This window comes from Roseibium sp. RKSG952, assembly GCF_009711355.1.
This window is the reverse complement of the sequence record NZ_SMMF01000962.1, coordinates 400,192-422,735: the sequence shown is the minus strand read 5'-3', so window position 1 is coordinate 422,735 and position 22,544 is coordinate 400,192. Positions and strand designations below refer to the sequence as shown.

Annotated in this window: 19 protein-coding genes; 2 read left to right on the top strand and 17 right to left on the bottom strand. The window is 53.8% G+C overall.

The features are described 5' to 3' along the window. From E1297_RS46055 to E1297_RS45980, 16 genes are all read right to left on the bottom strand, one after another. On the bottom strand, nucleotides 1-1,567 hold a 1,567-nt coding region (locus tag E1297_RS46055), incomplete at its 3' end, for a DEAD/DEAH box helicase (RefSeq protein ID WP_155150603.1). Between the two features lie 262 nt (nucleotides 1,568-1,829). Beyond that, complete coding sequence (locus tag E1297_RS46050) at nucleotides 1,830-2,009, bottom strand: hypothetical protein (RefSeq protein WP_155150464.1); 180 nt, start codon at nucleotides 2,007-2,009, stop codon at nucleotides 1,830-1,832. Nucleotides 2,010-2,179: 170 nt separating this feature from the next. Next, a complete protein-coding gene (cueR, locus tag E1297_RS46045; protein ID WP_155150461.1) occupies nucleotides 2,180-2,566 on the bottom strand; it encodes a Cu(I)-responsive transcriptional regulator in 387 nt (128 codons plus the stop codon). 15 nt (nucleotides 2,567-2,581) lie between these two features. Further along, entirely contained in the window at nucleotides 2,582-5,092 is a 2,511-nt protein-coding gene (locus tag E1297_RS46040) for a heavy metal translocating P-type ATPase (protein ID WP_155150459.1), read from the bottom strand. 370 nt (nucleotides 5,093-5,462) lie between these two features. Next, on the bottom strand, nucleotides 5,463-5,936 hold the full coding sequence (locus E1297_RS46035) for a c-type cytochrome (RefSeq protein ID WP_155150456.1): 474 nt from the start codon (nucleotides 5,934-5,936) through the stop codon (nucleotides 5,463-5,465). Beyond that, complete coding sequence (locus tag E1297_RS46030) at nucleotides 5,936-7,306, bottom strand: multicopper oxidase family protein (protein WP_155150453.1); 1,371 nt, start codon at nucleotides 7,304-7,306, stop codon at nucleotides 5,936-5,938. The genes E1297_RS46035 and E1297_RS46030 overlap by 1 nt, the downstream gene beginning before the upstream one ends. Nucleotides 7,307-7,345: 39 nt before the next feature. Continuing rightward, a complete protein-coding gene (locus E1297_RS46025) occupies nucleotides 7,346-8,245 on the bottom strand; it encodes a cytochrome c (protein WP_155150449.1) in 900 nt (299 codons plus the stop codon). A 9-nt stretch (nucleotides 8,246-8,254) separates the two neighbouring features. After that, nucleotides 8,255-8,824 carry a cytochrome c gene (locus E1297_RS46020; protein ID WP_155150446.1) on the bottom strand — a complete coding sequence of 190 codons (570 nt, stop codon included), beginning with the start codon at nucleotides 8,822-8,824 and terminating at the stop codon, nucleotides 8,255-8,257. 55 nt (nucleotides 8,825-8,879) lie between these two features. Continuing rightward, complete coding sequence (locus E1297_RS46015; RefSeq protein WP_155150444.1) at nucleotides 8,880-9,218, bottom strand: hypothetical protein; 339 nt, start codon at nucleotides 9,216-9,218, stop codon at nucleotides 8,880-8,882. Nucleotides 9,219-9,220: 2 nt separating this feature from the next. After that, entirely contained in the window at nucleotides 9,221-9,670 is a 450-nt protein-coding gene (locus E1297_RS46010; RefSeq protein WP_155150441.1) for a cytochrome c, read from the bottom strand. Nucleotides 9,671-9,739: 69 nt separating this feature from the next. Next, nucleotides 9,740-10,321, bottom strand: coding sequence for a L,D-transpeptidase (locus E1297_RS46005; protein WP_209016395.1), 582 nt, complete (start codon nucleotides 10,319-10,321; stop codon nucleotides 9,740-9,742). A gap of 532 nt (nucleotides 10,322-10,853) precedes the next feature. After that, entirely contained in the window at nucleotides 10,854-14,990 is a 4,137-nt protein-coding gene (locus E1297_RS46000) for an S-layer family protein (protein ID WP_155150434.1), read from the bottom strand. A 328-nt stretch (nucleotides 14,991-15,318) separates the two neighbouring features. After that, nucleotides 15,319-15,720 carry a LuxR C-terminal-related transcriptional regulator gene (locus E1297_RS45995; protein WP_196223573.1) on the bottom strand — a complete coding sequence of 134 codons (402 nt, stop codon included), beginning with the start codon at nucleotides 15,718-15,720 and terminating at the stop codon, nucleotides 15,319-15,321. Nucleotides 15,721-15,968: 248 nt separating this feature from the next. Continuing rightward, a complete protein-coding gene (locus E1297_RS45990; RefSeq protein ID WP_155150428.1) occupies nucleotides 15,969-16,769 on the bottom strand; it encodes a phosphatase PAP2 family protein in 801 nt (266 codons plus the stop codon). A 143-nt stretch (nucleotides 16,770-16,912) separates the two neighbouring features. After that, complete coding sequence (locus tag E1297_RS45985; protein WP_209016394.1) at nucleotides 16,913-18,004, bottom strand: amidohydrolase family protein; 1,092 nt, start codon at nucleotides 18,002-18,004, stop codon at nucleotides 16,913-16,915. Further along, nucleotides 18,001-18,540, bottom strand: a complete 540-nt coding sequence (locus E1297_RS45980) for a cytochrome b (protein ID WP_155150425.1) — start codon at nucleotides 18,538-18,540, stop codon at nucleotides 18,001-18,003. Before E1297_RS45980 ends, E1297_RS45985 begins: the two co-directional genes overlap by 4 nt. A gap of 161 nt (nucleotides 18,541-18,701) precedes the next feature. Between E1297_RS45980 and E1297_RS45975 the strand changes: the two genes are divergently transcribed. Together E1297_RS45975 and E1297_RS45970 are read left to right on the top strand one after the other, a co-directional pair. Then, nucleotides 18,702-19,514: a LytTR family DNA-binding domain-containing protein gene (locus E1297_RS45975; RefSeq protein ID WP_155150423.1), complete on the top strand. Its 813-nt coding sequence runs from the start codon at nucleotides 18,702-18,704 to the stop codon at nucleotides 19,512-19,514. 218 nt (nucleotides 19,515-19,732) lie between these two features. Next, the gene (locus tag E1297_RS45970; RefSeq protein WP_155150420.1) at nucleotides 19,733-21,067 is read left to right on the top strand and encodes an NAD(P)/FAD-dependent oxidoreductase; all 1,335 of its coding nucleotides are present in this window, start codon (nucleotides 19,733-19,735) and stop codon (nucleotides 21,065-21,067) included. Nucleotides 21,068-21,456: 389 nt separating this feature from the next. Here the strand turns inward: E1297_RS45970 and E1297_RS45965 are convergent, their stop codons facing one another. Beyond that, on the bottom strand, nucleotides 21,457-22,539 hold the full coding sequence (locus E1297_RS45965; RefSeq protein WP_209016393.1) for a LysR substrate-binding domain-containing protein: 1,083 nt from the start codon (nucleotides 22,537-22,539) through the stop codon (nucleotides 21,457-21,459). Between the last annotated feature and the right edge of the window lie 5 nt (nucleotides 22,540-22,544).

The following is a 22,544-nucleotide window of genomic DNA, read 5'->3' as shown; positions in this document are numbered from 1 at the left end:
TATCTGGGCCTATAGCCGTCAGAAAACCCTCAACCGCAGCTTCACGGATTTCGACATAAGACAAATCATCCGCGATACGTATCGCGCCGATATCGTCTTTTGTAATCTTGCCCGCCTTGCAGACCATCGGCAGCAAATGACGTGGGGATGCGCTTTGATTTCGCCCTTCCGACAGCGAGAACCATACGCTTGGGCCAAACTCTGCCCGAGGTTTTGGCTTTTCAATCTGTACAGCACCCAGCTCTTCCGGGGCAGAATACCGCTTCTTGTACTGGCGCAGATAGGCTGCTGCGATTTGCTGAGGTGTGAATTTTTCAACCAGTTGGTCGACCGTCGCGCTCTCACTCTCAGTAATGTCGGTCTGCCAATCTTCGGCCGACAGCATACGCACTTGATCGCGTTCGTTTACATCATCGGCAGAAGGCGCAGATACCCAATCGGCGCTTAGCTTGGCGAACTTCAAAATGCGCTCCGCCTTCTTTCGGGAAGACGGAACGACGACCAAAGCACTGACACCTTTTCGCCCTGCCCGACCTGTGCGGCCGGAACGGTGCAAAAGGGTTTCGTGACTGTTGGGCAATTCGGCATGCACCACCAGATCGAGATTGGGCAAATCAATGCCGCGGGCAGCAACGTCGGTTGCGACACATACCCGGGCACGCCCATCACGCATCGCCTGCAATGCATTGGAACGTTCGCTTTGAGTGAGCTCGCCTGATAGCGCTACGACCGAAAAACCACGGTTCGACAGTCGCGTCGTCAATCGCGAGACCATCGCACGGGTGTTACAAAACACGATAGCGTTGGGCGCTTCGTAATAGCGAAGGACATTGATGATCGCGTTTTCACCATCGCGCGCGGCCACCATCATGGCGCGGTAGTCGATATCGGCATGCTGGGTCTGCTCGCTTACCGTCGAGACGCGTTCCGCATCGCGCTGATAGCTTTGGGCAAGCTTGGCGATCGCGCCAGGAACCGTGGCAGAAAACAACAATGTCTGACGGCCTGACGGAGTTTCATCCAGTATGAATTCCAGATCCTCACGAAAGCCCAGGTCCAGCATTTCATCAGCTTCGTCCAAAACCACCGCGCGCACTTGGGTCAGATCAATGGATCCTCGCATGATATGATCGCGCAACCGACCAGGAGTAGCGACGACAATATGCGAACCGCGTGCCAAAGCACGACGTTCATCGCGCATATCCATGCCACCCACGCAAGACGCCAGAAACGCGCCCGCATCGGCATAAAGCCACCCAAGCTCACGCTTCACCTGCATCGCCAGTTCCCGGGTCGGTGCGATAACCAGAGCCAATGGCGCACCGGAAGCACCTAATGTGTCATCGTCTCCCAGCAAGGTGGGGGCTATCGCCAATCCAAAGCCGATGGTTTTCCCCGACCCCGTTTGCGCAGACACCAACAGATCCCGGCCTTCCAGTTCTGGCTGAGTGACCGCTTGCTGAACTGGTGTCAAAGCCTCATAGCCCTTACGGGCAAGCGCGTCTGCGATGGTTTTTTTCACGGCTGAGATTCTCTGTGTAAGGCAGGCTGTGCGACTGAGCAGCATTGCAATCAGCGCATCATCCGAGATTAAGGACCGCCCTCTATCGGGTAGAGTTCGGTTTGTATAGCCACTGTATCCTACTTGTTGCGGAAAACGGCGCGTTTTGTGCAAATAGTCCCCGCCGCAACGCTATCTAAGCGGCCAGCCTCAGGGTGATTGGCAAGAAGCAGCACCTACAGCGCCTCACATCTCAGGCGTTACGGAACCGCAATCGGCATTCTAATTGTCAATTTGAACTGCGTTCTTAGATTGTGGCACAGGTTCATCAACAGAGCCTAAAGTCCGAGCGAACCTCTCCGGTCTCGGTCGTGTGACCATGATGCGCACGGTGAATCTGATGCGCGCGTCCTTCGGCTTCGGTTACAGGTGTCGGGTGCAACGGGCAGACATAGCCGAACTGGGAGGCAACATCCGCGCGGGTTACGCTGGATTGGTCACTTTTCAATGCGCCACCTTTTTGAGGGTCGGCGTGTAGCCCTTTCTAGGCATTCAGGCACAGCGAGCTTCGCCAATACTATTGGCGTCGTCGCCGAAGCCAGTCACTGCCTTAAGCCGATAAACTTAGTCATAGATTTCTTTGGGTGCTTGCGCCCCGTCACAATCGATCTCCGCGATCTATATCTGACCAAGATTTTTGAGGATTGGACAGTCGGGGCGGTGGTCGCCAGCACATTCGTCGATGAGATGAGACAGCGTGTCGTGCATGGCTTTCAGATCGACAATCTTATCGTCTATCTCTTTGAGATTCTGTTTGGCGATTTCTTTCACATCAGCGCTGGCGCGTTCTTTGTCCTCGTATAGCGCCAGTAACGAGCGACAATCCTCAATGGTGAAGCCCAAAGAACGGGCTCTTCCGATGAAGGCCAGTTTGTGCAGTTCCTTTTCATCGAAATGGCGATACCCATTCAAACTGCGCTTTGGCTTGATGAATCCGATATCTTCGTAATAGCGGATCGTTTTAGCTGGCAGACCCGAACGTTCTGCTACATCTCCAATATTCATAGCAGTTCTCCTGTACTATTCAGCAGGCACTGAACGCAGCGTCCGTTTGGCATTTTCCGCTGTCTGATCCTGCACAACCTTGTTTGATTTAACCCAACGCAACCGTAGCGCGTTGGTCAGAACGAATACGCTGGACAACGCCATGGCACCTGCGGCCAATACCGGCGAGAGCAACGGGCCGCCAAACGGGTACAGTACCCCCGCCGCAACCGGTATGAGTAGCGTGTTGTAACTGAACGCCCAGAACAGGTTCTGGCGGATGTTGCGCATAGTTCGCTGGCTGATATTGAAGGCGTTGACCACGCCGGTCAGATCGCCTGACATCAAAACGACATCGGCTGCTTCGATCGCGATGTCCGTGCCTGTGCCGATTGCAATACCCACATCAGCCGCCGCCAAAGCAGGTGCATCATTAATGCCGTCACCTACAAAGGCCAGTTTTCCACCATTCAAACGCAAATCTTCCAACGCGGACACTTTACCCTCGGGCAAAACCTCGGCCACAACATGATCAATACCCAGTTGCGCCGCGATAGATTTGGCAGTAGCGGTATTGTCACCGGTAATCATCGCAACTTTCAGCCCCAGTTCGTGCAAAGCTTCAATTGCGGCAGGCGTGGTGGTTTTGATCGGGTCAGCCACAGCGATAACGGCCGCGATGACCCCATCTATGGCAGCGTAAAGCGGAGTCTTTCCGTTGACTGCCAGTTCAGCGCCCTGATCAGACAACGCGCCTATTTCAACGCCTTCGCGGACCATCAGTCGGTCAGCCCCGATCAGGATTGTATGGCCTTCAACTTCAGCACGCACGCCGTAGCCAGTGATCGAAGTGAAGTCTTCAGGCTGCGGAAGATTCAGCCCTCGGGTTTCAGCCGCGCGCACGATAGCCGTGGCGATAGGATGTTCAGATGTGAACTCAACTGCAGCAACAAGGCGCAGAACCTGATCTTCGGTCATTTCTTCGGCCACTATCAGGTCGGTCAGTTCCGGACGCCCTTTGGTCAGGGTGCCCGTCTTGTCCACCGCCACAACGGTTGTTTCCTGCAGCATTTGCAAGGCGTCGCCCTTACGGAACAGGACACCCATCTCGGCAGCGCGTCCGGTGCCAACCATGATCGAGGTTGGAGTAGCCAACCCCATGGCGCAGGGGCATGCTATGATCAGCACCGCAACCCCGGCCACTAACGCCAGGCTGAGCGCTGGATCGGGTCCGAACAACAGCCAAACCAGAACCGTCATCACGGCCACAGTGATCACTACCGGCACAAACCATAGCGTGATGCGGTCGACCAGGCCTTGAATCGGCAGTTTGGCCCCCTGGGCTTGTTCGACCATCTGGATTATCTGGGCCAACATAGTATCGGCACCGATCTTTTTGGCCTGGTAGGTCAACGCACCAGTGCCATTTACGGTCCCTCCAACCACAGTAGCGCCTTCGGTCTTTTCGACTGGAACCGGCTCACCAGTAATCATGCTTTCATCGACATATGACGCGCCAGTCACTACGGCACCATCCACCGCGATCTTTTCGCCCGGTCGAACATGAACAAGATCCCCTACAGCGATCTGCTCAATCGGAAGCTCAACAACCGACCCGTCGCGTTCAACGCGCGCTGTTTTTGCCTGTAAACCAACCAGTTTGCGAATTGCTTCACCAGTTCTGCCCTTAGCGCGAGCCTCAAGGAAACGCCCCAGCAAAATCAGAACCACGATCACCGCGGCAGCCTCGTAGTAGACGTTTGCAGTTCCCGCAGGCAGGATACCGGGCGCAAAGGTCGAGATAAGCGAGAAGCCATAGGCCGCTGAGGTGCCCAGCGCCACCAGAGAGTTCATGTCCGGCGCGCCTTTGAACAAGGACGGGAAACCCTTGGTATAGAACTGCAAACCTGGCCCAAAAAGAACGATCGTGGTCAGAAGGAACTGAATATAATAGCTGTTCTGGATGCCGATCGTACTCGCTATCAGATGGTGCATGCCCGGAACAACATGCGAACCCATTTCAAGGATGAACACCGGCAAAGCGAGCAAGGCAGCAAAGCCCGTTCGCCGGGCCAACTGGAGGATCTCTGCTGCTTTGCGGTCTTGTGGTTCAGTTTGCGAAGCGGATCGCAGGGTTGCCGGATAACCTGCAGTTGCGGCAAGCGCCGCGATGGCTTCGGGCGTGGTGACACCCTCAGCATAGCGCACCGTGGCACTTTCGGTGGCCAGATTGACTGACGCAGACAACACGCCATCATCAGCTTCCAAGGCTCGCTCAACGCGCCCTACGCACGATGCGCAGGACATGTTTTGAATATCAAGCGTGACCTCTTTGGTCAGGGCCGGGTATCCGGCGCTGCTTAGCGCATCTGCAATCGCCGCTTTATCAGCTGGATCGCGAAAATCGACCTGAACACTTTCGCTGGCAAGATTAACCGAAGCGGCATCAACACCTGGAACAGCTTTCAGCGCGCGCTCGACCCGCCCTACGCAGGACGCACAGCTCATCCACTGAACCTGAAACCGCGCATGTGAATTTTCAGTCATTTTGTCACCACAAGAAGTCTGCTGACGTGCAACATAAGGGTTCCAGCAAGTGGAAGGTCAAGGGATGTGGGTGATTTTCTTTCCAACTAATTTTTTGGTGATCCATTCGTCATAAGCTGACCTTCCTGTGCTGGATTACTTAGCCAGAACAACGGAACAGATGTACGAACCACTTTGACGACCCTGAGTATCCTGAGGAGGCGAAGCTATGGTCGCATGATAAGTTGAGGCGCGCATAATCCTGCCCCATTGGCTCTATCTTAAGTCTCTAACAAACTCGATGAGACGGGTCATTTCACCTTCGGCGCTCGCCACACGAACACCGATCAACATGACTGCCGCGATTTGACCTGTGCGTAATCTCATCACATCAGTTTCCGTCCACTTGTTCTGCCTCAGTGCGCTGCTCTTGCAGCTTACGCTCCCGATCCGGCCAACTGTCCTTGATAAATGCAAGGATGTCCCAGATGTCCTGATCCGACAGGTTGTCCCCGAAACCTGGCATGCCACTTTTGACGTTGGTGACACCCATCTGTTTCAAAGTCTGTTCCCCACCAAGCTTTGTATAGTCGAACAACAGCTTGTCGCCGTGATGCCATGTGTGGCCTGTTCGGTCATGTGGGGGTGCCCGCAAGACGCCATCAGGATCAGGTGTCTGCCAATCCGGCTGACCCTCCAGATTCGCCCCATGGCATGACGCGCAGTTTTCCGCGTACAAATCTGCACCGCGTGCCGTATCCAGGGATGAGCTGTTCTGCGCACGCCCGCTAAGACCCCAGCCTGTGACAGTGACAATGATCACTACCGCAGCCAGTGACACCCATTTCGCAACGCTTTTATTCATCACACCACGCTCAACCAAGTCTTCATACCAGCGGCCTGATGCGACAGCATGTGGCAATGAAACAGCCAATCCCCCGGGTTATCCGCAACGAACGCGATTTCCCGTGTTTCGATCCGGTCGACCAGGATTGTGTCCCTCAGCGGCCCAAGACTCCCGTCCGCCAGAACTTCCTGAAAGTGCGTCCCATGCAGGTGCATGGCGTGGGGAAAGACGGTGTCGTTTTTGATCTGTATACGAACGACGTCACCACGAGAGACAGAGGCCAACGGGTTCTTTGGCAAACCAGCAATACCGTTGAAAGTCCAGATCTGACCCTCCCGAACCAATTCATCAGTGCTCATGACCTGTCCTTTGTACGAGCCTTGGCGCAGCCCACCCATTGCTCCTCCTTCCATTACCAAAGGAACGGTCAGAGCGTCCGAAACATCCTTGAGCACAGAAACGGGATTGGGTGGCAGAGCCTCTATCGTGCCGCGGGCGACAGTTGTACCGCGCCTCGAAACCGGAAGCTCAGCAATGACAAATGCTTCATCACGTTCGTGAAGAATGATTTGAACGGCTTCACCCACGTCAGATGTGACATCTACAACTAGATCCACTCGTTGCGCAGGCCCGAAAACAAGGGTTTCAAAATCCTCTGGCTGCGTTACTGGCATGCCGTCATAAGCGATCAGTTTTCCGTTTGCGCCACGAACTGAGACATACATGATCCGATCAGTCGCGACATTGACCAAGCGAAGCCGCAATCGCTGGTTCGTTAAAACTTCGGTTATGGGCGATACATGCGCGTGAACGTAATTCCCCATTCGACCTGCATGCGTCCAATCATGTATTGAGCCAAAATCATCGACAATTTGGGCATCCTGCCCCAACCGCCAGTCATCCAGCAGAACCGTAATGTCATGATCCCTGTCCGGCGGGTTCGTTTCATCAACGATGAACGCGCCGTAAAGGCCCCGGGCGACTTGTTCCGTCGACTGGTTATGAGAGTGGTACCAAAAGGTTCCCGCATCCTTGAGCGGCAAATCATACTGAAATTTATCGCCCTTTTGCACTGCCTCCTGTGTGAGACCCGGCACCCCGTCCATGTTGTTTGGAACCCGCAATCCATGCCAGTGAATAGCCGTCGGTTGGGGGAGCGAGTTCAGGAGAGTCCGGCGAACCGTTTCGCCCTGACGGGCACGAATTTCGGGGCCCGGAACACCGCCGTCATATCCCCAAATCTCGGTTTCCGGATAGCTGTCGGGCGCTATACGCGCCAACCCTGAACGCGCCTCAATTGTTTTAGGAGGCGTAGCCGCTCTCCCGATAGCAGGCACCGCGAGCAGTGCCGATGTACCTGCAACGAATTGCCTGCGATTGAGCGTCATGATGACTTCCTTCCCAAGAATACTTGATCTCTCATTGGATTATCCGCCGTCGTGCACATCCAGCAGATAGATCGCCATCGCCTTGCGGTCATCCTCTGTCAGAAAGCTGGTGCCATAGTTCACGACCTCTCCCATTGCGCCCCCGAATACATCGCCATCAGGCATGACACCTGTGCGCAAGGCATAGACCAAATCATCAACCGTCCAGCCACGCTGTTGCAGCGTCTCAAAGTCGATGGCTGGCGCCTTGTCACCGCCCGGCAGAGAGTCACTTCCCTTGAAGTGTTCGGTGTCTGATTTTCTCGCGCCAACCAAGTTCCTCCCGGTGTGGCAGGCCGCACAATGCGTGGCGCCTTCGACCAGTAACCGGCCCCGGTTCCAAACATCATCCTTACTCGGCACAGGATCGGTGCGGGGCGGTTCCAGAAAAGCTGCGCGCCACAGTTTCAGGCCCCAACGCTGATCGAAGGGGAACGCCATATCCTGCTCTTTTGACGGTTCCGCGACCGGTGGAACCGTTTGCCAGGCAGCCCATAGATCGGCGATGTCCTGATCCGTGAAGTTGGCATAGAACGGATAAGGAAATGCCGGGTAGTAGGGTTGTCCGTCGGGCGACACACCCTGTCGTACGGCACGGGCAAACTCCTCGACGGTCCAACCACCGATCCCGTGATCAGGATCGGTGGTCAGATTCGGAGAATAGAGCGTGCCGAACGGTGTATCTAACTCTACCCCGCCGGCCAGCGGCGCACCCCCTTTGGCAAAATCTGTGTGGCAGGCGATACAGCCACTTGCCCTAGCCAGATATGCCCCACGGTTAACGTCACCCTCGATGTGAATAGATTGTAGTGGCCGGCCAATCGGCCAAGCCATTATTGCAACAAGTCCCGCTGACGCCATGACGGCAGCAGCAAGGCCCAATCGGACTAGCGGACTCATGACGCATTCCTATTCCGACCGAAATCGCGTGTGGCATGCCGAGCAGGTCTGGCTCAGCATCATGAACACGCCATCTGCTGGCATTTCAGAAAGTTGTGCCTGATCCGGGCCCCCGCCCATCATGTCGGCACCCGTCATAGAACCAGCACCCATCATGGTTGCATTGCCCATCATACCGGAATCCTTGCCCGATCCGGACGCCATCAACCCGTTGTCCGCCGCAAGCACGAGACCTTCAGAGTAAGTTTCCAACTGTCTGGCCAATTCTGCAAAGGAACCCCAGTCCTGCCAGATTTCCGGTTTTGCCTCCGAGGGTTTGCCATCAGTTCCCTCTGGAAACAGCTTAGTCATGCTCTCACCGGCATGGAGCCCTATTTTTTTCGCTTCGCTTCGCACCGTTTGCGCGTTGTACGGCGTTTTCCCCTGCATCATCGGCGTGAGGACTTTCATACTGTCCTTCATCGCGGACATACCGTCCATGCGCTCTTTGACGATGCCGGTTGCACCACCATGAGCCAGAGCGGCTGCAGCAAACAGAGAAACCAGGGCGACGCCTGTGGTCATTTTTAGAATGTTCATTGCTTTGTCCTTATCGTCTGCTTCGACGCGCTCGTACTGAGCGCAATTCGACTGATCAGATCAGGACGCGCGGCGGCGGCGGGTCAAATGCTGTGATACCGAGAACCCGGTATTGGGCGCGTGGTATCGAGTATCTTTGTTCCGTGTCTTTGGGGGCAGGCAGCGGCGGACCTATCGAAAATAGCCCAACAGCGTTGCAAATCGATCCGCCATGACATTGCTCCGGATGACCTTGTTTGACATGCTCCACATCCGCAGTATCCGTATGGTCAACAACATGTTGCGAGCTGCTACCATGCGCATGAGCAGAGGCGGCAGTCACAAGTAATCCGCCAATGGTCAGCACCATTGACAGGATCATGTAACGAATTGCACTGCCAATCCGGCTCGTCACTTTCAGAAAATCCCGTTTTCCTGCTGCAACTCTCTGATGTACGCAACGATGCCTTTCACATCGGCACGGGTCAAGCCATCGACCGGCGGCATATTTCCAAACCTCCAATGGTGTGCCCGAACTCCATTCTGGACTGCGATATAAAATGACTCGTCCGAATGGTGGCTTGGTTCATAGATCTTATGCACCAATGGCGGCGCAAGCCCTTCCAGACCAGTTGCATTCACACCATGGCAGGCCACACATTTAGCGTCGAATGCCACCTTTCCGACTGCCGCAAACTCGCTCAACTGCTCCGGTAGATTGACGTTTTGGATTGGTTCTCCCGGCTCCAGCGTCACCGTTTCAGGTGGCGCCATCGAGTGGCCAGTTGGTTGCTGATTGAGATTGTAGACTAGTACGGCGGCACCTGCGACCGCTACGCCGCCGATCAAGAGTGTAAGTTTATCCATCTCTGTATTTCACTTGATTGTCAGTTATCGGACAGTTTTGCACGCCCGGTGAAATCGACCTGGACGAGGTCAGATCAGTTTTACCTGCGTGCCCACTGCCGCCAATTTGAACAGTTCCGCAATCTGCTCGTTGTACAAGCCAATACAGCCGTTGGAGGATCGTCTCCCGATCTTGCGGGTGTCGTTGGTGCCGTGGATACGATAGTACTGCCAGCTTAAGTATAGCGCATGTGTCCCCAGAGGATTCTCGGGGCCCGGGCCTACATAGTCAGGCCACGCCGGATTGCGCTTTTTCATTGCCGGTGTCGGTCGCCAAGATGGCCCTTCGACCTTGCGAGTAATTGTAGTGTAGCCCAGCCTTGTAAGATCTTCCGTGAGCGGAACGCTGGTGGGAAACATACGATAGACGCTTTCGTCCTCCGACCAATATTGCAGCACTTTTGACTGTGTATCAGAGAGGATCACACCGTTCCTGAGTGTATCAAAATGGTCCTGCCATTTGGCAACGCGGAACGACGATACGTTTCGGCGCGTACCTTCGATTGCTGCGGGTTGGGCCAAAACGGCCGGTGCGGGAAAAAGCGTCGTTGCAGCGAACGCGGCTATCACTTCGCGTCGCGATATACCATTTCTATCCTCGTTCGGTTTCATGCCTGCCATCCTGATCGGTTATCCTTGTTTCTCGATTCAGGTAGCTCATATGCCCGATTCCTGCGCTGGAAGGTCAACATGAAAAAGACTTCGCACAATGCAGCCCCAATACCTTTCGTGCGGTCGATCCTCTGCGAGCGAGGGGACATTGTCGGGGCAGATAGGCACAGAGGCAGGCAAGTTTTACAATAGTCGGCGCCACTGAATGACCGGTGTGGTGAAAATCCATGCAATGCAAAGCTTAGCTCGCCACACGTCTGATCCAGCAATCAAGACTGGGTCAGATTTCGTCAGCTGTTGTTTTGAATTGACCTGCTGCCTCTCAAACTGACGGTGCTGATAACGGTCTCACTTCTGTTCCAATCAATGAAATCTCAATAAAAATCTGTGGACCACCCTCGTGAGCGGCTAAAGGTGGTCCACAGAGATAGTAGGTTGATGAGTTGTTATCTCAGGGCCACGCATGAGAAGGTCGGCGTGGCCAATACGCGTTTTCTGCTTTGGCTAACAAAAACGCTGACGCATTCCCGGTTCAGAAGCTCCATTCATAGGATGCCCACAAAGCTTGCGTAGACACATCAGCGACTAGGGTTGATCTTGCCTCCAAGCGCAGGTTTCCACCGTGCACAAAGGCTCTCTCATAGCTCAGACCGACTTCACCGAAAGTATCGGTTCCACTACCGCCCGAGGCCAGTGCAAGCGTATTGCCGAAGACTGCCACATCTATGATCGATGGCGCATCTGCGTCACGGTGAACCGCTGCCAATGATGCAGATAGGTTTCCTTCTCCCAATGATGCTGTATAGGCAGCCCCGATGCGGGTTTCATTGAACGTGATGTCTCTTGCGCCCACAGTCGCATTGGCGCTGCTGCCCATCTCGGTGTAAGCATCCAAATTCTGCTCGCCATATAGAAAACTGGCTCTGGGTGTCAGGACCGCGCCATGCTCCAACACAAAATCACGTTCAGCAGCAACGAAAGCTGTGATCATATCGCTCGAGTAGTCAGCAGCCGACCTTGTGTTTCCACTGACGCGGGTTTCGTTGTGATCCAAATCGCCATAACCCAACCCGAAACTCACATCAGCAACTCCGAAGTTTTGCGCAACGATCCCGCTGACAAACACGCCGGACGTATCGAAAGACGTCGCGCCAAAGGTTCCGTCATTCTTGAAATAGCTGGCCCCGAACCCGTATCGCAGCCCGGCTCCAAGATCTCGGGTCAAACCAGCGCTGGCGCTCCACATATCTGATGAAAGTGCCGAAGAGCTGCCGTTCGAGGTACCGTCGCTTCTGCTGCCGCTGACGAGGAAATACGGTCTAAATCCTTCGATTGCACCGCTTCCGCTCGTGCTGAGGACAACTCTGTCCCGGCTGACATCGGTGCTGTCTGCTTTGTCCAACTGACCTGTAAGGACGTAGGACAGCCCAGCAACCTCGAAAGCCTGGTTGGTATTGGGCTGAAACTCGCGCGCATCGATAGAAGCATAGACAGGCGCCACGCCACCTTCGTCGTCAACAAACCATCCCTGGGACGGTGAGGACACCGAGGTTGTAAACACCCCGTTTGACGTATCGTCGTCCCGGAAACGGTAGATCACTTTGCCTCCGACATGGGTCAGGTTCACATCGTGGTCACTCACCCGCATCAACCCATCGATGTTTGCCGTGGATTCCAGATTTAGTGTGCCCCCACCATCACCCAAGTAAATGGCGTAACCCTTGCCGGCGGACTTCACTGCGATGTCGCCCGTGACATTGATCGTTCCCTCTGCGGTACCGACATACAATCCGTAGGCTTCAACATCTCCCCCATTGGCAGTCACCGAAATCGACCCGCTATGCGACAAAGTACCGTTATCGTTCAGCGCGCGCGCTTTGACGCCATATGCACGCACCTGATCGGATCCGCCCGCAGCCACAGCTATGGCTCCTGAATTGTCAAGAACCCCGGAGATGCCCCCATCGATCAAAATTCCGGACGCAATAAGTTCAGCTGTGTTTCTGGCCTTTGCATCAACCGCGATGGTTCCACTGTTTTTTAGTATACCGCTGGTGTCGATTGAGTTTATCGACGTTCCAACAGCAGAGCCGCTTACGCCATCGTTCAGGTCGAGCGAAACACCGATACGACCCGAGTTATGAAGCTCACCCAGGAAGCTGATGATACGGACGCCAGAAGCTTCCGCATTAAAAACTCCATCCCCTTTGGCCGAAACGTTAACAGAACCGGAATTCGATAAGCCGTTAGAATCAAACAGAAATCCAAGGCCTACGCCAACAGCCTCGACGGAACCGCCTTGCGTGCTTTCCGCTGTTACCGTGAGTTCGCCGCTGTTGGAAATATGACCATCGGCCAATATGTTCGCGCTGACCCCGTTTGCACTCACGAAGGTTCCGTTATCACCTTGGGCCGCAACCACGATTTTCCCTGAATTCGAAATCGAGCCTCCCAACTCCAACAGTGATGCAGAAGCCCCCGTTGCGAATACCTCGCTGGCACCGCGACCAACTGCCGTTGCAGCAATAGTGCCCGAGTTAGAAATGCTGTCGGAAATGGTGTCGGTTTCAAACCCCCTTGCATATACCGATTGCGTGCCGGCTGCTTTCGCCAGGACGATGCCTGAGTTGACAACCTGTCCGCTAGTGCCGCCCAGCCTGATCCCCATGGCTAAGGCGGTACCACCGTCCGCTACTATAGTCAGGTTCCCGCTGTTGCTCAGCGTGCCCTCAATCGTGCCTGCTGAAATGCCATACGCATATGCGCTTGAGCCATTGCTTTGGGCCTTGACGGAAATTGTACCTGTGTTGTTGAAGTCGGCATCGCCAACAACATTGCCAATCCGTATTCCTCCAGCCGAAACGTAAGAACCCTGCGCGGCGACCGAGATTTGACCGCTGTTGGAGAATGTACCCGCCACGGTAGAAGACCGGATACCGATTGCTTCGACACTCGAACCATTGATCACATCGACGGTAATCGCGCCCGAGTTGTTCATCGCGCCGTTGATCTGGCCCAAGCTCATACCATACGCCGAGGCATGGCTTGAGGCATCAATCTGAACGGTCACATTGCCCGAGTTCGAAAGCGTGCCATCCACTGTATTTGTTGAAATACCCGAGGCGTCACCGGTACCCGTGCCAATCGCTGTGGCAATAATGGAGTTTGTGTTGTTCAGAGTGCCAACAATATGCCCGGCTTCAATTCCAATGGCATTGGCGGTTCTTCCCCGACCCGTTGCCAAAATAGGCCCATTGTTCGTCAACGTGCCTGTAACAGTCTCGGCGAGTATACCGGTTGCGGTTACCGTACCCGAACCGGTTGCAGCCGCGATCAGAGGCCCGGCATTGGCAAGTTGACCGGAAATATCTCCAACCTCGATTCCATATGCGAAGGCCTGTTGGTTCCCAGCGCGCGCATCCACAAATATCTGGCCACTATTGTCGAGCGTACCTGCCAGATCCTCCGCTTGGATCCCCCGGGACCGTGCGCGATCACCGTTTGAGGTAACGATGAGTTGCCCACTGTTCGTGACGCTGCCATCTACATCTGCAAAATCCAGCCCGTCCGCAACAGCACCCGAACCCAGCGCTATCGCGCGGATCGTCACGAGACCCGAATTGTCGAAACGGGCGGCTGAGCTAAGACCGCCAATGTCAATGCCGTCCGCGCCAGCTGAGCCGCCGATAGCCTGCCCATCGATGGAACCGGAATTGGTCAGGCTGCCGGTAAGATTGGAAACTTCAATAGCATCAAAATTTGCCGCACCGGTGATGCCAGCGGTCATTGAAACGGTCAGGGCACCGCTGTTGTGCAAATTTCCGGAAACGGTGGAAATCTCAATTGCATCCCCATTTGCATTGGCTCCCCCGTTCCCAGTTACGGAAATGACACCGGTATTGTTCAAATCACCGGACAAGTCGCCGATGCCAATGCCATCGACGCTGGCAGTTGTTCTGGCAGTTGCAAAAGCCGTAACGGGTCCTGAATTCTCAACTGCCCCAACGACGGTTGTCAGTTCAATGCCATCCGCAAACACATTCCCGCCGGAACTGACGGCGTCGACAGAAATGCCGCCACTGTTGCGGAAGGTCCCATTCACGGTCTGTGCAACTACCCCAGAAGCAAACACGCGGGAGCTGAGATCAGCACCAACACTGATCGTTCCGCTGTTGGCCAACGTGCCATCGACTTGGTTAACGTTAATACCCGCAGCGGTGCCAAAGGTCAGGGCCGAATTTGCGATATCGATGGTGCCAGTATTCTGAATGGCACCTGTCACATTCCCCGACACATCAATACCGTGCAACACTGCACTGTCGCCAAACGCCGCTCCCATCGAAATCGTACCGGAATTCACGACGGCACCGGACAAATCGCCGTTGATGTCAATCGCGGCTCGGGTTCTCTGTATGCCTTCGGGCGCTGTCAGCCGCCCGTCATTTGTCAGCGTACTGGAATAGTCCGCCACATTAACTTGAACCAGGCCCCGTCCCGGCAACGGGTTTACGTTAATCGACCCGGTCGCCGTAATGGTATGATCTTCGTCAACACTACTGATCAGAGAAGCGGTCCGCGCCCCATCAACGACCTCACCAAAAACAGATCCTGTTGAAATTGCCAAAACCGAAGCTGAGCACAAAAAAACGGAAGGGGCGACACTTGCCACTCTTCCTTTCCATTTGGTCAACCTTCCCCCACGTGCGAAAGCACGAACTCTTTGCTGGATCTGCATATAACTTTGCCCCATCTGGCTAAATTTCCGTTCCCTGGGTCCGGAGGGTTGTTTCCCCTGCGTCACCCGCTCCATGCGCCATTTGTTTGCACACTCAAAACTGGCGTTAAATGTGTGCTGGGGGCGGAAATATGGCCAAATAGGCAGATTAGAACTTTAGTTTATGCATTTTTCACAAGGGTTTATGCCAACATGAGACTTTATGCGGCAGATGTGGACAGGGGTGTCGCTCTGAGTGCGACGCCCCTACCAATAGTTGGCGTCAAGCAACCGATCCGCCATCTGTCAGATCTTCCAAAAAAGCACTGAGCAGCTGAGTTTTGCCTGCATAGCCGGACTTTTTGTAGATCGAATTGGTTTGTGCTTTGATGGTGCCTTCCTTGGCGTTGCGAATTTCCGCCATTTCAGCGATCGAGCACCCTTTGATTAACAAGCGGGTAACCGCACGCTCGGCCTCTGAGAAAGACCATTGCTCGAAATATGCGTTCAGCAGATCCTCAAAGGCGCTAGAGGCCCTGGCCACCTTATCTTCAAGTGACTCTTGATATCGGCGCATTTTCAGAACTTCGAACCCAAGCACCATGATTGAACCAAACAGTGAAAACATGATCAGGACTTCCCAGACATGAATTTCATCCCATTCATCAATCCAGGCCACGCCCATTGCCTCACCAATGTCTTCGAACAACATAATGCAGGCGCAAAATAGCGATGCGAAGAACGAAAAAGTCAGGCGTTTTTTTGATGGCATAGAGGCCTCCCCACAGGCAGTAGATTTGATCGCGGGTTCTTACGCGAAGTAAGCAGACTACCTCAAGCGACAACCGCCGTCCTCTGCAGCAAAAGTCGACAGTTCGAAAAGCCCTAAGCTGCGCAACTTGGCCAGATGATTACATCGGTCTTCAGAGACCATTAGCCCTGCCCCAAACTCTTGAGCCTCGTCCGCCCACGCCCGCGATGTTCCAGGAACATGAACGACAGCAGCACTGCTATCAATGACACCAGAAGGATCGCAAAAATTACATCAGACAAGAAATGTCGGCCAAAAACAGTGCGAAGCAGCGCACCAAGAACTGATACCGTGAGAGCAGAGCCAAAAACAATTCGGCGCAATGCCTTGTTTCGAAGAAAACGGGTCAGGACATAGGCAGATATCGCAAAGGCTGCTGCTCCGGCGGCCTCACCTGAGACAAAAGAGCAATTTGCCTGACATTGGGCGGCGATCTCAAAGGGTGGGGAAAACGAAAGATTACCGCCAAACTCCATAATATCAGCTGGTCTGGCACGACCCCAGAACGACTTTAACAATCCATTGACCAGAAGCGCGGGCCCGATCAAGTACAGGCAGAAAATGAATCCCCACACGCGCCTCGGCACGCCTGTGTACGTGCTGGCGATAGAACCTGCGAGAACGCCGCATAGCGCGATTACTGCCATATAGAAGTAGGTTTTCTGCGCTGCCTCGCGAAACACTGTCAAAACAGGTGAGCTCGCTGCAGCGAAACCTTTAACCGGCTCCCAGAACAGTGATGAAATCCAAACATCAATCCATGGAGCTGAAGCAAACAATGCCTGAAAAGCAGCGATCAGAAAGAACAACCAGATTATGATCCGGGTTCGATTGCTTTGATATCTCGCCAGATAGTGTAACGGGTTTTGGCCTCGGTTTGGTGCTGCAGGATGGATTGGTACGAACTTTTGCATGAGTTTCATTGGGTTGCTGCGCACGATGTGCTGACGACAAATCAAGGCGCGAGTTAGCAGGTACAGCCCATCTGGGCACCTCTCGCGAGAGAGGCGCAGATTGCACTGCAATTTACTGGATCGACGTTTGGCCTGCCTGAGGCCAAAGTGTTCTAGAGGGAGATATTCAAGAGCTTCTCAGCATTCTTGTACCCGATTTTCTCCTTGACCGGCCTGGGTAAATCCACGCCACGGAACCATTCGGCCCCTTCAATCCCGCTGACAAACGGATAGTCAGTCGAAAACAAAACTCGATCCTCGCCCATCACAGTCAAAGCCAGTTCAAGCAGTTCGGTCCGGAAAAACGCGCTGGTGGTGATGTGGAAATTGTCGGTGACATAGCTTTGAACAGGCTTTTGCAGTTTGCCTTTTGTTACCTTTGCCAGATCATCCCCGATGCGCCAGTAATAGAAGGGTAATGCCTCGCCCATGTGGCCGATGATAATCTGCAAGTTCGGGTGGCGGTCAAACACGCCGCTGACGATCACGCGCAGGCACTGCAGGGCGACTTCCTGGTGCCACCCATAACCCGCGCCGCTGAGCACCCTGCTGACAATCGGGTCACCCAAATCATCGTAATACAGATCCATTGCCTCTTTTGATGCCCACCCCGGATGGATGTAGATCGGTACGCCTAATGTCTCGGCCATGGTCAGAACCGGTTCGAAATCCGGATGATCAAGGAACATACCATTCACAGCACCATAGGTCATCGTGCCAACGAACCCCAATTCGTTGACACATCGCTCAAGCTCGACTGCGGCTGCCTCAGGCGAGGTAAGCGGTAGCGCGGCAAAGCCGCGAAACCGATCCGAATGGGCATCAATGTAGTCAGTCCTGATCTGGTCGTTCAGCCTTGTCGCATAGTCGATGCCCTGCTGACCGGGCAGGAGTTGCGCACCCGGTGTCAAAGCCGACAGAACCATGACATTCAGCCCGGCCTCATCCATATGGGCGACGCGCCCCTCGCCCACATCCATGATGTCAAAGGACGGCACACCCGGTGGGAATTTGATGTTGTTGAGTTGCATCATTTCCGGAGTGGCAAAATGCTCTTCAAGCCCGATCAGAGGCATGTCTTTGTCACGCTCGGCGACTTCCGCTGAGCCGATGGACCAGAGATCACTGTTTGCAAACGACACACCCGGCAGGGTCATAGCGCCCATTGCTGAAGCAGATAGCAAAAACTCACGTCGCTTGATCATTTGAATGTCATCCTTCCCAGCACGTCATGGCCTTCGATGCGATGCTTCACGACGGCTGCAACATGGCCCGCGACAACGGCTAGCATCGCGTAGGCGAGCCATCTGTGAAGGGTCGCCGTGGTCGTTTCGAGATTGTAGCCCCATAGCGCTTCTTTCGTCGGAAATATTTTTGGCATGCTGAGGCCGAACAAAGTTGTGCCATGTCCACCAAAATCCGTTTCAGCCCATCCGATCAGGATAACCATCAATGGCAGAACGTAGAGCGCCAGATGGCCCAAGTGCGAGAGCAGTTTTTCCCAGTTCGCCAAAGCCGCCAACGGAGCGGGGGCCGGTGTGACAAACCGAAGAGCAATGCGCAGCACGATAAGGAACAGCAGCAAGACGCCCATGGAGATGTGAATTGAGAATAAGGCTTCCTGTATCGCGGAGTCATCCGGTACCAGCTTGGTCATCGTGTACCCACAAGCCCACATGAAGGTGAAACAAATCGCCATAAGCCAGTGTAGAACCCGAGTGGAAAAGCTGTAGCGTTCCATGTTAGCCACCCTTTCTTTGAAGCTGCAGAGCGAGATGCTGCAGAGGGGATGATCCTTCAAGAACGGACGCTGGAGCGGTCGCCGACCTGCGTTAAAGGTATGGGTTCTTTCGCGAACGGTCGGGGCTCGACCATTCGCGATGGGGGCGCTAGATACTCAACATGAAGTTGGATCAAGTTGCTGTCTCTGCTGGGCTTATCAGAAAGGTCCTGCTTGCCGCTTTAATCGGGGCGGGCTTCATATTGGTTCTCGAACCAACCCATACAGAAAACGTGCCTATACTGGCGGCTTTTGCGCTATGGTTTACCCATCTGTTCTTGGCTGCTGCGCTCTTTTTGACGGGCGTCCTGGTGCTGCAACGGTTCAGATGTCCCGACCCGATCCCGGCAATCGCCTCTGGACTTGTTTTGCCAATACCTTTCGCTCTGGGATCTCTCGTCCTGGACTATGGTTTCGGCAATGCCGATGATGACCTGCAAGCGGCTGGAACACCCGTTTCTGTTTTCCTGAATGAAATCGTCACAATTACTCCGCTCGCTTTGGCGGTAGCGGTGGCAATGACATTTCTTCTTCGCCGAAGTCCATCAGATGAAAGCGCTCTTCAGACCGAAGGGCAACCAAAGGAATTTTCCCCATCATTGAAGCAACTCATACACAGCGTACCGAGCGCCCTTGGAGATGACATCATTCACCTTCACGCTCAGGACCACTACGTGGAAATCGTCACCACCGAAGGACGTGCATTGCTTTCAGAGCAGTTCGGCGATTGTTTGGACAAGCTGGAAAACCTGAACGGGCTTCAATGCCATAGATCTCACTGGATCAGCTTGGAGCATGTCGACAGTGTTTCGCGAAAAGGTAGCGCATACACCTGCAAAATGAGTAATGGCGATCTGGTTCCTGTCAGTCGGAGGCGATACGCAGAGCTGCGCGACAAAGTCGATGCCGCTTTCACCAATGCCCGAAGGCAGTGATGTGCAACTGGAAACGAACGGCTCTTCTTGAATCTCTCAACGCCGGTCGACAGTGGCAAATGAAGATGAGCGCAACCGAACCACTCTTGCATTGTGAGTGTTGAAATATCGGCTCTCGCTGCTTGTTCAATCGTGCTTTTCGGAAGATGCTGGCATGATGCCAAAAACTAACAAATAGCTGTCTCGGTATCTTAACTTGCCAGGATTGAGAGAAACTTATGTACACTCGGCGGAGCGCTTTAAAACTCGGGATTGCATCTTTTCTGGTATCACTTGGCTCTGGCGTCCAATCGCAGGACCTCGATGACACCACAGTCATCGTCATAGGTGCGGGTATATCTGGTCTCGCTGCGGGTCAGGAACTTTTGAGACACGGCGCAAAAGTGATCATATTGGAAGCTGGGGACTATGCTGGTGGACGTATTCGAACCGATATGTCCATGGGTGTTCCATTTGAATACGGGGCAGGCTGGATACATGGGCCAAGTTCTGCAAACCCCATTCAGAAGCTTGCGACGCAGATCAAAGCACCGACCTTTCTAACCGATGACAACAGTCTTGAAGTTTTCGGACCGGATGGCACCCAACTGACGGATGCAGAGTATCAGCACATCGATGACACATACGAACGTCTGTTGCGCAAGCTGTATCTGCGCGTCTGGAATAGGGACACAAGAAGCATCAAGGAGGCCATCGCCGATTTGGAACCCGAGGTGCTGAATGACCCTCTGGGCCGGTGGTTGCTCTCTGCCTTTGTTGAATTTGATATTGGCGCGGGTATCGAGGATATCTCTGCCGCCAATGCCTTTGCAGATACGGCCTTTGAAGGCGACGATGTCATTTTCACCGAAGGGTATGACACGATCTTGGCTCCGCTGATGAGCGGACTGGACATTCGATTAAGTACCCCGGTCAACCGCATTGCATACGGCGATGACGGTGTGATCGTGAACGGCATCCCGGCTGACTATGCCATTTGTTCGGTTCCTCTGGGTGTGTTGAAAACCAACGATATTGAGTTTGACCCACCTCTGCCGACTGACCTGCAAGTGGCAATTGAAAAGCTTGGCTTTGGCTCGGTGACGAAGATTGCCCTGAGATTTGACAAGGCTTTCTGGGACGAAAAGACCCAGTATTTTGGGATCGTAACCGAGCCAAAGGGACGGTGGAACTATTGGCTAAACTACCGGACGTTTAGTGAAGAAAACGTTTTGCTTGGCTTGTCTTTTGGCAGTTACGCCCCGATTGCAGATCGAATGAGCCAATCGGAGATGACTGAAGACGCTTTGGCGGTTCTGCGGGCGGTTTGGGGAGAGCATGTAGACGAGCCGAATACCGTTCTGAGCACACATTGGTCTGAGTACACCAATTTTCGAGGGGCTTATTCTTATCCGCAAACCGGCGGGTCAACCGAACAATTTGAAGTCTTTGGTGAACCTGTAGCTGAGCGGCTTTTCTTTGCTGGTGAGCACACGATATTTGATTATCACAGCACAACGCATGGAGCGTTTTTGTCAGGCCGACACGCTGCGACCCGTATCATTGAAAACTAAAATGCAGACCTTTAGATGCAGTGCGGCATTCGGCAAAAAGGGTTCACTGCCGCAACTCGTTTCTGTTGCGTCAACTGGTCCGACGAGCCCAGAATTATCGTTGGTTCCACTTCAGTCTTTCTCTCGTACAGCAGGTTGCGGACCACACACCCAAGACGTTCAGCATCAGGTGGCAAATGATAAGTGAGCGGAAAAAACGAACATTAGAAAGTTAGGAGCAAAACCTTCTCCACTCTGTAGCAAAGCCAATGGATGTTTCGTTGCTCTTGGCTCTACGGGCGTGGTGCATTTTTGGCGTCGATCGGAACGCTTAAAATTTCGCTGTTCACTATGGACACCAAGACTATGTGGCTTGCCAGCAGTCCACGTCCGCATTCGCAACCCTTTGGCTATCGGCTGATTTCTTCTGCCTTGAACGGGACCAAGCTTTCACGGAACTGTTCGATGAATTCAAGCGTCACAAGTGACGGTTGCTTCAAGATCGGGCGCACGAGCGAGAGTGTATGTGACAAGATTGGTCTGAACGGCCGATAGCTCAACCCGCGCGCTGCATACTGGATGGCGTCCAACTCACTAACCACAGACACCCCTACACCTTTGACCGCCAACTCGCAGGCCGCTGTGAACTGCCTGACCTCGATGTGGGAGTTCAATTTGACATTGGCGTTTTGAAACGCTTTTGAGAGGCGCCCAAAAAAGTCGCTGTCGCGACGTGTGTGAATAATCTTGGCATTTACAAGATCATGCGGTGTGATCTCGGAGAGGTTTTCCAACTCATGCCCAGTAGGAAACACGCATACTGTGCGAACATCGATGTTTCTGCTTTCAACAGCCGGATGACCGTTAAAGCTGTCAGTGATACCGAAATCATACTGCTCACCGATCATCCACTCGAGAATACGCTCTGGTCTGTCTGGCTCGATTGTCATGGTGACACCGGGCCGATCCTCCAAAAACTCGGCGACGACGTTGGGAAGATGGCTGGTAGCGAACCCAGGCAAGCAAGCGACACGGATGTGCCCAGCTTTACGCTGTGTGATGTCCTGACTGACATCAGAGATCTGTTTCATGAGTTCCAGAACTCGCTCTACGCTGGGCTGTAGATAGCGGACCTCCTGTGTTGGCACCAACCGACCCTTGCTCCGGTCAAAAAGCTGAAACCCAAGCGATTTTTCCAAATCTGATAGCAGTCTGCTGACAGCAGGTTGACTGACCCCAAGTTCTGTCGCCGCCCCTGTAACCGAACCACTGGTGGTCACAGCCATAAGCGCTTCCAATTGTCTAATTCTCAAGATTTGGCTCATGATTGGTTCCAATTTCCGCTGCGCCCCGCCATCATATAATATAATGTTATGTTTTTTGCCAATAATAAGGTCTTGAATTATATCCTGCCATCGGTAACGTCGTTGGGATAATAAGCCCACCAGATGCGCCATGCGCTTGGTGTTAGTGAACGCATCAATTTGATGCATGGGAG